The sequence below is a fragment of the Pseudoclavibacter sp. RFBA6 genome, from assembly GCF_002931575.1.
GTDB classification, from domain to species: domain Bacteria; phylum Actinomycetota; class Actinomycetes; order Actinomycetales; family Microbacteriaceae; genus Pseudoclavibacter; species Pseudoclavibacter terrae.
The window spans coordinates 721,839-735,225 of sequence record NZ_PSUA01000012.1 but is presented as its reverse complement, the minus strand read 5'-3'; the positions used below and the strand labels follow the sequence as shown (position 1 = coordinate 735,225).

The following is a 13,387-nucleotide window of genomic DNA, read 5'->3' as shown; positions in this document are numbered from 1 at the left end:
GGCTAGGGGCGGGGCAGTGCGAGGGCCCCGGAGGAAGGGGCCACCGCGTCCCAGGCGACGGTGACCTCACCGAGCCGCCAGCGCTTGGAGGAGTCGACGAGCGGCCAGCCGGACGCGCGCATCCGCTCGCACACGGCGAGGAAGCGCTGCCTGGCGCCGAACGTCTGCCGCGGGGCCTCGCGCTGCCAGGCGTCGTCGAGCGACCGCAGGTAGTCGTGCACCCCTTCGCCGGGCACGTTGCGGTGGATGAGGGCCTTCGGCAGGCGCTCGGCGACGACCAGCGGCGATTCGAGGCTCGCCGTGTGCAGCGAGACCGTGAACGTGCGGGGTGCGCCGGCGTCGATGCCCACCCAGGACGACACGCGCCCGACCTCGTTGCACGTTCCCTCGACCAGCAGTCCGCCCGGCGCGAGTCGCGCGGTCATGCGTGACCAGGCATCGGCGACCTCCGCCTCGTCGTACTGACGCAGCACGTTCATGGCGCGGATCACGGCGGGCGCCTCCGACTTCGGCGTCGGAACCTCGAACCCGCCGACCGCGAACGAGACCCGGCCTGCCAGCTCCGGCCGCTCGGCGAGCTGCTGTCTGGCGAGCGCCACGCGCCCCGGGTCGATCTCGAGTCCGTGCACGCGGACCTGCGGGACAGCACGCCCGAGGCGCTCGGCCAGCTCGAACGCCGTCGCTCCGCTCGCCCCGTAGCCGAGGTCGACGACCAGCGGGCGCTCGGCGGACGAGAGGGCCGGATGCTGCGCGATCCAGCGGTCGACGCGACGCAGACGGTTCGTCCCCGTCGTCCCGCGCGTGAGTCGACCCAATGGCATGCGACAAGACTATTGAGCCACCGAGACTATTTCCGCGCGCGACGACCCCGCGTCGCACACGGGCCAGCCCCACTCGGTACGCTTGGACGCATGACTGAAGCGCTGACCCTCATCCTGGTCCGTCACGGACAGAGCGAGTGGAACGAGAAGAACCTCTTTACCGGCTGGGTGGACGTTGAGCTCACCGAACAGGGCCGGGAGGAGGGGGCCCGCGCGGGCCGCCTCATCCGCGAGTCCGGCCTCAAGCCGAACGTGCACTACACGTCGCTGCTCACACGCGCCATCGACACCGCGAACCTCGCGCTCAAGGAAGCTGGCCGCGGCTGGATCGACGTCAAGCGCACCTGGCGCCTCAACGAGCGCCACTACGGCGACCTGCAGGGCAAGGACAAGGCCCAGGTCCGCGACCAGTACGGCGAAGAGCAGTTCATGGAGTGGCGTCGCTCGTACGACACCCCGCCGCCCGCCCTCGACGACAGCAGCGAGTTCTCGCAGGCCCACGACGAACGCTACGCAGACCTCGGTGACGAGCTGCCACGCACCGAGTGCCTCAAGGACGTCCTCGTGCGGTTCCTGCCCTACTGGGAAGAGGAAGTCCTGCCGACGCTCGTCCAGCGCGGCACGGTTATGGTCGCCGCGCACGGCAACAGCCTCCGCGCGCTGGTGAAGCACCTCGAGGGCATCAGCGACGACGACATCGCCGCCGTCAACATCCCGACCGGCATGCCCCTCGTGTACCGCTTCGACCCCGAGACGCACGAGGTGCTCGGCAAGGGCGAGTACCTCGACCCGGAGGCAGCAGCAGCGGGAGCCGCCGCAGTCGCCTCGCAGGGCAAGTAGCGCGCCGAGCGAACCCCAGGCCCGCGCCGGGCCGCACGAACGAGGAGCTCCCCGTCAGCGGACGGGGAGCTCCTCGTTCGCGATCACCGGTGACGAGAACGACCGTCAGTCGTGGTCGTGATCATGGTCATGCTCGTGTTCATCTTCCAGGAGCATCCCGACCGAGGTCGCGCAGGCATCGCCCTTCCACGCCTCGATGCCCTCGCGAACGGCGAAGGCGGCGATGACGAGCCCGGCCACCGCGTCGGCCCACGCCAAGCCGAAGAGCGAGTTCAGGACGAGGCCGAGAAGGACGGCGGCGGACAGGTAGGTGCAGATGAGGGTCTGCTTGGAGTCCGCCACGGCCGTCGCCGAGCCCAGCTCCTGCCCGGTGCGCCGCTCGATGAGCGACAGGACCGGCATCAGGATGACGCTCACGGCTGCGAGCACGATGCCGACGGTGCTGTGCTCGACCTCGGAGCCCGAGGTGAGCGCGAGCACCGAACTGATCGTGACGTAGGCGGCGAGCGCGAAGAAGGCGATCGCGATGACGCGCAGCGTGGGCTTCTCCCAGCGCTCCGGATCCTCTCGCGTGAACTGCCAGGCGACTGCGGCGGCCGAGAGCACCTCGATGATCGAGTCGAGGCCGAACCCGATGAGGGCCGCCGAGGATGACGCTGCGCCCGCACTCAGCGCGACGGCCGCCTCGATCACGTTGTAGGCGATCGTGAAGGCCACGACCATGCGGATGCGCCGGTGCAGCAGCGCGCGGCGCGCCTTCCCGTCGGCGCTCGCGGCACCGACGCCGCCAGGACTGGTGTCTGCCGCGGCCTTCGCCGTCGGGTCGAATCGCGCGGTCACGAGCCGGGCTCGCAGCAGCCTGGCACGGGGCAGGACGTGTCCTGGCACGGGGCGGCCTCGTCGACGGCGAGGACGACGCCGACGAGCGTCGTGAGCGACTGGGTCAGGTGCGGGTCGGCGATCTCGTACCGCGTCTGCCTTCCCTCCGGCGTCCCGACGACGATGCCGCAGTCCCGGAGGCAGGTCAGGTGGTTCGACACGTTCTGTCGGGTCAGTCCCAGGTCTGAGGCGAGGCGCGCCGGGTAGTCCGGGCCGTCCAGCAGGCGCATGAGGATGCGTGACCGCGAGGGATCGGCCATGGCGCGCCCGAGGCGGTTCATGACCTCGAGGCGTGAGGTGGTCGCGGTTGTCATGCCCCCATTAATACAGCGCGGACTGTATTAAGCAACCCGCGGGCGTCGACCTGCGACTGGGGAGAGACGACGGCACCCCTGCTCGCTGTCATTCCGGGAGGAACGGCGGCAGGGGTGTCGTCGATGCTGTGGTGCTCTCCGGCTAGGCGCCCGGGGTGACCGGGGCGACGGGCGTGGACGGCTCCTTCTCCTGCATCCACTCGCCGCTCGTCAGGTACTGCACCTTCTGCGCGATCGAGACCGCGTGGTCGGCGAAGCGCTCGAAGTACCGGCTCGCGAGCGTGGCGTCGACGACCTCGACGCTCTGCGCCTGGATGTCGTCGGACAGGAGCGCGTCGAACGTGCTGCGGTGCAGGTCGTCGATCTGCGTGTCGCTCGCCTTGATCTCGTCGGCGATGCGGTTCGTCTCCTCGTCGTTGCCTGCGTCGAGCAGAGCCACGAGCTGACGCGCAACCGCGACGTCGAGTCGGCTCATCTCAGCGAACACCGGACGGAGCGTGTTCGGGCCGACGCCGCCCGGGAAGCGGTAGCGGGCGAGCGCCGCGATGTGGGCCGCGAGGTCGCCCATGCGCTCGAGCGACGAGCTGATGCGCAGCGCGCTCACGACGAGTCGGAGGTCGCGTGCCACGGGCGACTGGCGGGCGATGATCTCGATGGTGTGCTCATCGAGGGCGATCGCGAGCTCGTCGATGCGGGCATCGTCGGAGATGACCTGCTCGGCGAGGGCCACGTCAGACGTGGTGAACGCGACGGCGGCGCGCTGCATGGCGGACTCGACGTGGCGGGCGATCTCCACGAGGCCGTTGCTGACCTCAGCGAGTTCCTGCTGGAAAACTTCGCGCATGTTTATCCTCTGTTTCGTGGCAACGAGCGATGTGCCGCTGCCCGTAGTTCTGGGAAGACCGGTCGTCCGGTGCCTTGGGAGTGACGCTGCCTTCGCGGGCGAGTCTACGGAGCCAAGGTAACGGACTCGTGTACGACGGGTGACGCATCCGCTGGCCCATATGCTGGGCACATGGACTCGTCCGTCGCAGTGGTCCTTGCGATCGTACTCGGCTTCCTCTTGGGTGCAGGTTTCGTCTGGCTGCTCCACGTCGCCTCAGTACGGCAGGCAAAGGCGCGAGCTGCATTCTCACCCCGCCTCCCAGAGGGCATCGAGCATCTGCTCGGCGCCCTCGACTCGATCGTGATCGTCACGGACCCTTCGAGGAACGTCTACCAGTCGTCCCCGGGAGCCACCTCGAAGGGCCTCGTCCGACCGGGTGGGCGCCTCGACGAGCGCGTCGGTGCCGTCGTCGACGAGGCCAGAAGGCAGGGCGAGGCCGTCACCCGTGACCTGGAGATCGCGCGTGGCCCGTTCGGCCGCTCCGAGATCCACGTCCGCGTGCGAGCCGCGCCCCTCTCCACCAGGTTCTTCCTGGTGCTCGCCGAGGACCGGACCGAGGCGCTGCGCGTCGAGAGCGTGCGGCGGGACTTCGTCGCCAACGTCAGCCACGAGCTCAAGACGCCGATCGGGGCGGTCACGCTGCTCGCCGAGGCGATCGCGGAGTCCGCGGGCGACGAAGAGCAGGTCAAGTACTTCACTGGGCGCCTCAGCAAGGAGAGCCTGCGCCTCGCATCCATCACCAACGAGCTCATCGAGCTGTCGAGGCTGCAGTCGAGCGACTCCCTCGCGCATCCGGAGCTGATCTCCATCCACGAGATCCTCTCGCTCGCCGTGGACCAGTCACGCGTGCCAGCCGACGTCGCCGGCGTCGAGATCGTGCTCGGCGACGACGTGGATGCGTTCGTGTACGGCGAGCGGACCCACCTGCTCATGTGCTTCACGAACCTCGTCTCCAACGCCGTCCAGTACTCCTCGACGAACTCGCGCATCGGCATCGGCACACGGCTCGTCGACGACACGGTCGAGGTCGCGATCTCCGACCAGGGCATCGGCATCGCCCCGGAGGACCAGGGGCGGATCTTCGAGCGGTTCTTCCGCGTCGATCAGGCGCGCTCCCGACGGACCGGCGGGACCGGCCTCGGGCTCAGCATCGTTCGACACGTCGCAGAGAACCACGGTGGAGACGTTCGAGTCTGGTCGCAGCTCGGCAAGGGATCGACCTTCACCGTGCGTCTGCCCTCCGCGGACTCCGTCGTCGAGGAGATCGACCTGCAGCGGTTCACCGAGCGGCGCTCCGCCTGAGCAGATCCAGGTGATCGCGCGCACCGTGCGGTCCGTGACGCGCCGGTCCGCGCGCACGTCACTCAATGTTCACGAAAGATATGCACAATGACCACCGTGACCCGCATCCTCCTCGTCGAAGACGAATCAGCACTGCATGAGCCGCTCTCCTTCCTCCTCGGGCGGGAGGGGTACGACGTCGCCGTCGCCGAGACCGGCCTTGACGCCCTCGATCTGTTCGACCGCGACGGCGCCGACCTGGTGCTCCTCGACCTCATGCTCCCCGGCGTTCCAGGCACCGAGGTGTGCAAGCAGATCCGCCTCACGTCGAAGGTGCCGATCATCATGCTCACGGCGAAGGACAGCGAGGTCGACATCGTCGTGGGGCTCGAGCTCGGCGCCGACGACTACGTCACGAAGCCGTACTCGACGCGGGAGCTGCTGGCGCGTGTGCGTGCCGTGCTCCGACGCAACGAGCAGGAGGAGGAGGGCGAGGACGACAGCATCATCGAGGTCGGCGAGGTGCGCATGGACCTCGACCGTCACACGCTCGAGGTCTCGGGCAAGGTGACGCCGATGCCGCTCAAGGAGTACGAGCTCCTCGAGTACCTCATGCGCAACTCGGGACGCGTGCTCACCCGCGGGCAGCTCATCGACCGCGTCTGGGGCCCCGACTACTACGGCGACACGAAGACGCTCGACGTGCACATCAAGCGCATCCGCAGCCGCATCGAGGAGAAGCCGTCGACGCCGGTCAGGCTCGTCACCGTTCGAGGTCTCGGCTACCGCTACGAGGGCTGAACCGGCCCCAGGCCTCGCGCCGGGCGAACGCGAGAAGGGCGCATCCGGATGGATGCGCCCTTCTCGGCGGTGTGCGGGTTGCCGCTAGGCCGTGCCGCCCTCTTCCGGCTCCTCGGTCGGGGCCGGAGTGGGGGCGATGCTGGGCGGCGCGGCCGGCGGCTCGGTCTGGGCCGGGCCGGGCACGAGCGTCGAGTACTCCGGCAGCGTGCCGTCGAGCACGGGAACGTTCACGGCCTGCACCGACTGCTCGCCGTCGAGTGTCGCGGTGAACGTCACCTCGTGGGTCGAGCCCGGGATGAAGTCCATGCCCTCGAGGAGCACGCTGGCGCCCTCGCCGAAGCCGACCTGGGTCACGCCTGCCGCGGCGTCGACGGGAACGGTCACGACGACGTCCTGCTCGACGCCGTTGATGAGTCCCGTGTAGGTGATGTCGAGCGAACCAGCGCTGCCCGTGTGGTTGACGACCGCGAAGACGAGGTTGGCGCGGTCGGTCACGTCGGTGCCCGTCAGCGTGTCGGTGATGAGGATCGCGTTGCGAACCTCGAGCTCGCCCACGTTGGCGTTCGTGCCGTCACTCGCCGAGTACTGGGTCGTCGTGCGCTGGGGGGAGATGTAGTTGCAGCCGGCAAGCCCAACCGCGACTACGGCGGCAAGGGTGACGGACGCGACGGCGCGGATCTTCACGTCTGGAGCCTCCAGGTTCGGACCGTGCGGCTGTCGCCACACGAATTCACAGGATGCAGGAAGCCTATCTGATCTGGGTGCGGCTCCCGGACGACGCGGCGGCGGACTCTACCACTTCCACCCTCGGATGGGCCCTTTTGACATGGTACTCTTAGGTGCCGAAAGGGGCTTGTATTTATGCAGTTTGAGGTCGGGGAGACAGTCGTCTATCCCCATCACGGCGCGGCCACCATCTCAGAGGTGAAGATCCGAGTCATCAAGGGTGAAGAGAAGACGTTCCTCAAGTTGAACGTTGCACAGGGAGACCTCGTCATCGAGGTCCCTGCTGACAACGTCGACCTGGTCGGAGTGCGCGATGTCATCGGACAGGACGGTCTCGACCGTGTGTTCGAGGTTCTGCGAGCCCCCATCACCGAGGAACCGACGAACTGGTCCCGCAGGTACAAGTCGAACCTTGAGAAGCTCGCCTCCGGCGACGTCATCAAGGTCTCCGAGGTCGTCCGCGACCTCTGGCGGCGCGACCAGGATCGGGGTCTCTCCGCTGGAGAGAAGCGGATGCTCGCGAAGGCCAGGCAGATCCTCGTCTCGGAGCTCGCACTCGCGGAGAAGACCGACGAGGAGAAAGCCGGAGACGTGCTCGACAAGGTCCTCGCGTCCTAGTCGAGTGACACCGGCGGTCTCCCTCGGGACTGCCGTTCGGCACACGCCACACGCTTCATCGTCGGGGCCGCAGGGACGTTCACTCGTCCGTGCGGCCCCGACGCGTATGCTGGTGCAGTGAATCAGCGCATCTACGACACGCAGACGCAAGCACTCGGCGACTTCGCGCCGCTCGTGCCAGGCGAGGTCTCGCTGTACGTCTGCGGGCCGACGGTGCAGTCCGCGCCGCACGCCGGCCACCTGCGTTCCGCGCTGGTCTACGACCAGTTCCGCTCGTGGTTCGAGGCGACCGGGCTGCGCGTGACGCTGGTTCGCAATGTCACTGACATCGACGACAAGACGCTCGCTGGCGCGACGCCGGACGAGCCGTGGTGGGCCCTCGCGTACCGGGTCGAACGCGAGTTCAACGCCGCGTACTCCGCACTCGGCATCCGCCCGCCCACGTACGAGCCCCGCGCGACGGGGTCTATCCCGGAGATGCAGGAGCTGATCTCGCTGCTCATCGAGCGCGGCCACGCGTATGCGGCGGTCGACGAGAGCGGCGACGTGTGGTTCGACACGGGAAGCTGGCCCAGCTATGGCGAGCTCACCCATCAGCGTCCCGAGGACATGGCGGAGGGGGAGGCCCCGAGCCGAGGAAAGCGGAGCGCCGCCGATTTCGCCCTCTGGAAGGGGCAGAAGCCGGGCGAGCCGGACTCGGCTGCCTGGTCTTCGCCGTGGGGTTCGGGGCGACCGGGCTGGCACATCGAATGCTCGGCCATGTCGACGAAGTATCTCGGTCCGACGTTCGACATCCACGGCGGTGGGCGAGACCTCCGATTCCCTCACCACGAGAACGAGCTGGCGCAGTCCCGCGCAGCGGGCCTCGAGTTCGCTCGCACGTGGGTGCACAACGGGCTCGTGTCGGTTGCCGGGCAGAAGATGTCGAAGTCGATCGGCAACACCGTCTCGGCCGTCGACCTCCTGACCGCCGCGCGTCCGATCGTCGTTCGCTACTTCCTGGGTTCCGCCCACTACCGCTCGACCATCGAGATCGGTGAGAACTCGCTCGACGAGGCGGCCGCCTCCTTCTCGCGCATCGAGGCGTTCCTCGAGCGTGCCGAGCGGGCAGAGCTGCTCGCATCCGTCGTCGAGGAAGCGCCGCCCGGCCTCGCCAACCTGCCCGAGGCGTTCATCGCGGCGATGAACGACGACTTCGCGGTCCCTCAGGCGATCGCCGCGCTGCACGAGGCCATCACCGCCGGCAACCAGGCGTTCGACACCGGTGCCTCCGACGCGGCGGCGCGCGCCGCCCGCGAGGTCACCGCGATGCTCGACATCCTCGGCATCAACCCACGCGCTGAGCAGTGGAGCGGGGGAGCGGATGCGACGGGCGAGACAGCCCTCACCGCCCTCGTCGATGCGCTGCTCACCGAGCGCACACAGGCCCGCGGTGCGAAGGACTTCGCCCGCGCAGATCAGATTCGAGACACGCTGGCAGCAGCCGGCGTGCAGATTGAAGACTCGCCGAACGGCAGCTTCTGGACGTTGGAGAAGGCATGAGCACGAACTCGCGAGGAAATCGCAGCAAGAAGGGCCCCACCAAGGGCACCGGTGGCAACGGCCGCAAGTCCCTCGAAGGTCGGGGCAACACGCCTCGTGCCGAGGACCGCTCCTGGCACGTCGCCGGCAAGCGCAAGGCGGCGAAGGAGCGCCTCGAGGCTGCTCGTGGCGGGTCCAAGCCGCGTCCCGCGCAGCGTGAGGGCGGGGCACCGCGTCGCGCCCGCACCGATGACAGCACGGAACTCGTCACCGGCCGCAACTCGGTCGTCGAGGCACTCCGCGCCGGCATCCCGGCGACGACGCTCTACGTCGCCGCCCGCGGTGAGATGGACGAGCGCGTCAAGGAGATCTTCAAGATCGCGACCGAGCGCAAGATCCCGATCCTCGAGGTCATGCGTCCCGAGCTCGATCGCATGGCTGGACGCGACGCGGTGCACCAGGGCGTCATCATCAAGGTGCCGGCGTACACGTACGCGGACCCCATGGAGGAGCTCGACCGCGCCATCCAGCGCCGTCGCAACCCGCTCTTCGTCGCGCTCGACGGCATCACCGACCCCCGCAACCTCGGCGCGATCGTGCGTTCCGTGGCAGCGTTCGGCGGCGACGGCATCATCGTGCCGCAGCGCCGCTCGGTGGGCATGACCGCCTCGGCGTGGAAGACCTCCGCGGGTGCCGCTTCACGTCTCCCCGTCTCCATGGCCTCGAACCTGACGGCCACCATCAAGGCTTACAAGAAGGCCGGTGTGTTCGTCATCGGCCTCGACGGCGACGGCGACGTGTCGCTGCCCTCGCTGGAGCTCGCGACCTCACCGCTGCTCGTCGTCGTGGGCAGCGAGGGCAAGGGCCTCTCGCGCCTCGTCACCGAGCACTGCGACGCGATCGTCTCGATCCCGATCGACGGGGCCACCGAGTCGCTCAACGCCGGAATCGCCACGAGCATCACGATGTACGAGGTCGCGAAGCTGCGCGCGGCGAAGCGCGCTGCCAAGTAGCCGAGGCGTTCGACGCTGAAGGGCCTCACCCCTGCGGGTGAGGCCCTTCGTCACGCGAGCACAGTCGGAGACCGCGGGTCCGCGTCAGCGGCACCAGGACGTCAGGAAGCCGGTGAGCCGACGCAGCTCCGCGCCGCTCGCGATGTCGATGACGGTTGTCGTCGACTGCTTCATGCCAGGGAGCACGGCGTAGCCGTCCGGCCCCTGCGCACCGAGCCCCGTCTCGACGGCGAGGTACTGGCCGTTGGGGGAGACGCAGATGTCGCGCAGCCATTCGCCGCTCTCGCCCGGATCGAACAGCGTCCGCTGCCCAGCGGCGTCGGCGAGCTCCACCGTGACGTCGGCGAGCCCGGCAGCCGCATCCGCAACCGCCGAGATCTGCGTCCCGTCTTGACTGAGCACGCTCGTCTGCGTGAGGTACTGCGTCTCGCTGAGCGAGATCGGAGCAGGGGTCAGCGCCTCGGCGGTGCCCGAGCTGAGGTCGAACAGCGTGTAGCCGCCGACACCGGACGTGACTGCCGTTGCCGTGCCGGGCACGAAGCCGTGGAAATGCTGCGCCTGGCCGATCGGCTCGGCGGGAGTACCCGCCAGGACGTTGACCAGGTACAGCTGCTCGTCGAGGGTCTGCGCGATGAGAGCCCCGGTCCGAGGGGCGAACGCCCACGCGGAGACCATGAGCGGGGCCCCGTCTGGGCCCGCGACCTGCTTCGGCCTGAACGAGGTGTCGCTCGTGTCGAAGACGAACAGCGACCGAACCAGTTCCGTCTGCCCGTCGGCGTGCATCCCGTCGATCACGAACCCGATGAGCCCACTCTCCGCATCCGCGGCGAGACTCGAGAAGCTGCCCGTCGCATCCACGTTGAGGGGCACGGCCGGCCCGGGCTCGGCGCGGGGCGCGACGCCAACCGTCCCGAGGCCCGCGGTGTCCTGCTCGATGACGGCGACGAACGCGTCGGTCAGTGCGTATTCCTGGATGCGGGGCGCGGTGAAGAGGATGCGCGGCTCGCCGCCGCCGGAGACGTTCGTCTCCACGACGCGGTCCTCGAGGCTCCCGCCGGTTGAGATGGCGCCGCGCACGAGCGTCGACACCTCCAGCTGCGGGGTCGCGAACTGCGTCTCGAGCGTCGATGCGACCCCCGTCGAGGAGCTGACCGCATCCTGGACCGTCAGCGTGTAGTTCGTGTCGTAGGCGAGCAGCTGCTCGAAGGTGAGCGTGATGGTGCCGTCGTCCTGCGAGAGGCTGTAGTCGGCGGCCGGTTCGAGGACGACCTGTGCGGGGTCGATCTCCCGCAGCCGCTGGTTGGGTGTCAGCACGAGGCGCGTGCCCTGCTGCTCGACCGTGCCGATCGCGTTGACCGCCGTCGATGCGACGCGCGGCCCCTGCAGGATGTTGCCGACCGCGAGGCCCGCCGCGAGCAGGGCGAGCACGATGACCGCGAGGATGAACGTCTTCCGGAAGCCTCGTCCCGTGCGGGCGTCAGGTGAACTGAGATCAGTAGACATATGGATCGCTCGGCTGGTCGATGGCGGTGACGGTCGTGGGCATGAGCGCCACCCGTTCCGCGCTGGACGCGCTCGGGTTCGTGACGAACGCGCCGTCCACCTCGACCCAGGTGTCGACGGGGTAGTTGGCCTGCCAGCCGGGCTGGTGCACGGCGACGCCGACAGGCGCAGCGTCGATCGCGCAGCAGTTCACGACGAAGCGGGCGAGGATGAACGCATCCGGCGCGTCCGGATCGACCGTCACGAAGCCGACGAGCTTGGCGCGCTCGCCCAGGACCTGCTGCTCGCCATCTCCCTGCCGGAGCATTGCCGCCCAGTCCTTGACCGTGAAGCTGCTGGTGTCGCGGCCGCGCAGCGTCTCGCCTTCGTCGATCGGAGAGTCCACGGTCTGCGCGTTGGCGTTCAGCGAGCGGTTCTCGACGGCCGCCGAGCTCAAGGTCACGGGCGGCGCGATGATGAGCGCGACGAACGCCGTCACGACGACGATCAGCGTGACCGTCGTCGAGGCGACCACAGCGATCCGCTGGCGGGCGCCGAGGCGCGGACGTCGGTTGTTGCGCCGCGCGGTCGACGTGCCGAGCGCATCCGACTCATGCGAGTGGTCGTGGTCGTGCCCGTGGTCGTGCTCGTGCTCGTGGTCGTGCTCGTGCTCGTCGCGGGAGGGCGTGGCGGCGATCGCGGCGATCGCCAGGATCCCGCCGATGACCGCCATGATCGAGGTGAAGACGAAGTAGCGCGGGTGGATGTACAGCGAGAGGCCGCCGGTCATCGAGAGCCAGACCGTCGCGACGACGGTGATGAGGGTGAGGGCGACGCCGCGCCACCTGGAGAGCAGTCGTTCAAGCAATGAGGTTCACTCCGAGTCCGAGGGTGAAGGCCGACAGCGCCACGATGAGGGTGATGCGGGCGAGGACCGCGCTCGTGTAGGTCGTGCGCATGAGGGCGAGCATCTTGACGTCGATCATGGGACCCATCACGAGGAAGGCGACGATGCCGCCGGGCATGAAGGTGCCGACGAACGAGAGCGCGAAGAACGCGTCGACGTTCGCGCAGATCGAGATGACGAAGCCGAGGGTCATGAGCACGAGCACGGAGAGCACCGGATGCTCTCCGAGGGTCGTGAGCAGGTCGCGCGAGACGCCGACCTGGATCGCTCCGGCGATGGCCGATCCCACGAAGAGCGCGGGCAGCATCGTCGAGGTCTCCGCACCGAACATGGAGGCGCTCGCGCGGAACCGTTCGCGCACGCTCGAGCCCGTCTCGTGGCCGTGTCTCGCCTCCAGCTCGCACGTCGCCGCGAAACTCGGTGTGAGCAGGTCCTGTGGCTTCGGGTGGCGGCTGAAGAGGAACCCGATGACGTTCGCGATCACGAAGCCGCCGATGATGCGGGCCGCGAGGATGCCATGGTCCCAGCCGAACGCCTGGTACGTCGTGACGATCGTGATGGGGTTGAGGATGGGGGCCGCCAGCAGGAACGTGATCGACTCGGCGGGCGTGAAGCCGCGCAGCACGAGGCCGCGCGCGAGCGGGACATTGCCGCACTCGCAGACGGGCAGCGCGATGCCGAACAGGGAGATGACGGCACGCCGCAGCCACGGCGCCTGCGGCAGGATGCGCATGAGGAAGCCGGGCGGAAGCCAGTGCTGCACGACGATCGAGAGCAGGATGCCGAGGATGATGAAGGGCATCGACTCGATGACGACGCTCAGTGAGAGCGTGACGAAGTCCGTGATCGGTCCGAGTGCCGGCTGGTCGTCGAGCGACGCAGTGAGCGTGCGGATCGCGATGAGCGTGAGCACGAGGCCCGCGCCGATCGTCAGCCCGAGAACTCCGCGATTGGCGGCCGTGCGCTGCTGCGGGAGCTTGGTACGCTGCGCAGTCGTGTGCTCGTGCATCCAGCCGAGTATAGTTCGGGCCGCTTTGGGCCGGCGATGAACGCGAAGTCGTCGAGAGGTCGGAGGTTCGCTCGTCATGCGCTCCAGGGATCTCTGATCTCGAAGTGCCGACGTCGCCACCCGTCCTACGCGACGCCGGTCGCGGGCTACGCTGGGACACACGTCAGTCCTGCGATTCTCGGCCCCCACCGGATCGCCCCGGGGCTGACGGCTCCACGGCTCGCTCCATTGCTTCCGCAACCGACTTCTCTGTCGCCTCCGGAAACAGGTTCGAACGACGCCCCACCCC

At 68.6% G+C, this 13,387-nt stretch carries 14 protein-coding genes; 6 read left to right on the top strand and 8 right to left on the bottom strand.

Annotated elements, in window-relative coordinates:
- Positions 1 to 2: 2 nt before the first annotated feature.
- Positions 3 to 821: a class I SAM-dependent methyltransferase gene (locus C5C17_RS13420; protein ID WP_104253835.1), complete on the bottom strand. Its 819-nt coding sequence runs from the start codon at positions 819 to 821 to the stop codon at positions 3 to 5.
- A 90-nt stretch (positions 822 to 911) separates the two neighbouring features.
- Here C5C17_RS13420 and C5C17_RS13415 point away from each other — a divergent pair, with 90 nt between their 5' ends.
- Complete coding sequence (locus C5C17_RS13415; RefSeq protein ID WP_104253834.1) at positions 912 to 1,661, top strand: phosphoglyceromutase; 750 nt, start codon at positions 912 to 914, stop codon at positions 1,659 to 1,661.
- A gap of 105 nt (positions 1,662 to 1,766) precedes the next feature.
- On the opposite strand, the gene C5C17_RS13410 is transcribed toward C5C17_RS13415, so the two are convergent.
- The 3 genes from C5C17_RS13410 to phoU form a co-directional block, all read right to left on the bottom strand.
- Positions 1,767 to 2,384, bottom strand: a complete 618-nt coding sequence (locus tag C5C17_RS13410) for a cation transporter (protein WP_104253896.1) — start codon at positions 2,382 to 2,384, stop codon at positions 1,767 to 1,769.
- Positions 2,385 to 2,497: 113 nt separating this feature from the next.
- Positions 2,498 to 2,854, bottom strand: coding sequence for a helix-turn-helix transcriptional regulator (locus tag C5C17_RS13405; protein ID WP_104253833.1), 357 nt, complete (start codon positions 2,852 to 2,854; stop codon positions 2,498 to 2,500).
- A gap of 142 nt (positions 2,855 to 2,996) precedes the next feature.
- Positions 2,997 to 3,698, bottom strand: coding sequence for a phosphate signaling complex protein PhoU (phoU, locus tag C5C17_RS13400; RefSeq protein WP_104241934.1), 702 nt, complete (start codon positions 3,696 to 3,698; stop codon positions 2,997 to 2,999).
- A gap of 171 nt (positions 3,699 to 3,869) precedes the next feature.
- Between phoU and C5C17_RS13395 the strand changes: the two genes are divergently transcribed.
- Both C5C17_RS13395 and C5C17_RS13390 read left to right on the top strand, forming a co-directional pair.
- Positions 3,870 to 5,042, top strand: a complete 1,173-nt coding sequence (locus C5C17_RS13395; protein WP_104253832.1) for a cell wall metabolism sensor histidine kinase WalK — start codon at positions 3,870 to 3,872, stop codon at positions 5,040 to 5,042.
- A gap of 96 nt (positions 5,043 to 5,138) precedes the next feature.
- A complete protein-coding gene (locus C5C17_RS13390; protein WP_104253895.1) occupies positions 5,139 to 5,822 on the top strand; it encodes a response regulator transcription factor in 684 nt (227 codons plus the stop codon).
- An 84-nt stretch (positions 5,823 to 5,906) separates the two neighbouring features.
- Here C5C17_RS13390 and C5C17_RS13385 read toward each other — a convergent pair whose 3' ends face one another.
- Complete coding sequence (locus tag C5C17_RS13385) at positions 5,907 to 6,506, bottom strand: DNA modification methylase (RefSeq protein ID WP_104253831.1); 600 nt, start codon at positions 6,504 to 6,506, stop codon at positions 5,907 to 5,909.
- A 177-nt stretch (positions 6,507 to 6,683) separates the two neighbouring features.
- Between C5C17_RS13385 and C5C17_RS13380 the strand changes: the two genes are divergently transcribed.
- The 3 genes from C5C17_RS13380 to rlmB all read left to right on the top strand — a co-directional run bounded on the left by C5C17_RS13380 (position 6,684) and on the right by rlmB (position 9,700).
- Positions 6,684 to 7,166: a CarD family transcriptional regulator gene (locus C5C17_RS13380; protein WP_068479837.1), complete on the top strand. Its 483-nt coding sequence runs from the start codon at positions 6,684 to 6,686 to the stop codon at positions 7,164 to 7,166.
- A 117-nt stretch (positions 7,167 to 7,283) separates the two neighbouring features.
- On the top strand, positions 7,284 to 8,708 hold the full coding sequence (cysS, locus tag C5C17_RS13375; RefSeq protein ID WP_104253830.1) for a cysteine--tRNA ligase: 1,425 nt from the start codon (positions 7,284 to 7,286) through the stop codon (positions 8,706 to 8,708).
- Entirely contained in the window at positions 8,705 to 9,700 is a 996-nt protein-coding gene (rlmB, locus tag C5C17_RS13370) for a 23S rRNA (guanosine(2251)-2'-O)-methyltransferase RlmB (protein ID WP_068479835.1), read from the top strand. Before cysS ends, rlmB begins: the two co-directional genes overlap by 4 nt.
- Before the next feature lie 84 nt (positions 9,701 to 9,784).
- On the opposite strand, the gene C5C17_RS13365 is transcribed toward rlmB, so the two are convergent.
- The 3 genes from C5C17_RS13365 to C5C17_RS13355 are packed head-to-tail and all read right to left on the bottom strand — an operon-like array spanning position 9,785 to position 13,098.
- Positions 9,785 to 11,203 (bottom strand): hypothetical protein, encoded by a 1,419-nt coding sequence (locus tag C5C17_RS13365; RefSeq protein ID WP_104253829.1) that lies wholly within the window; start codon positions 11,201 to 11,203, stop codon positions 9,785 to 9,787.
- Positions 11,193 to 12,050 (bottom strand): TIGR03943 family putative permease subunit, encoded by an 858-nt coding sequence (locus C5C17_RS13360; protein ID WP_104253828.1) that lies wholly within the window; start codon positions 12,048 to 12,050, stop codon positions 11,193 to 11,195. The genes C5C17_RS13365 and C5C17_RS13360 overlap by 11 nt, the downstream gene beginning before the upstream one ends.
- Entirely contained in the window at positions 12,043 to 13,098 is a 1,056-nt protein-coding gene (locus tag C5C17_RS13355) for a permease (protein ID WP_104253827.1), read from the bottom strand. Before C5C17_RS13355 ends, C5C17_RS13360 begins: the two co-directional genes overlap by 8 nt.
- Between the last annotated feature and the right edge of the window lie 289 nt (positions 13,099 to 13,387).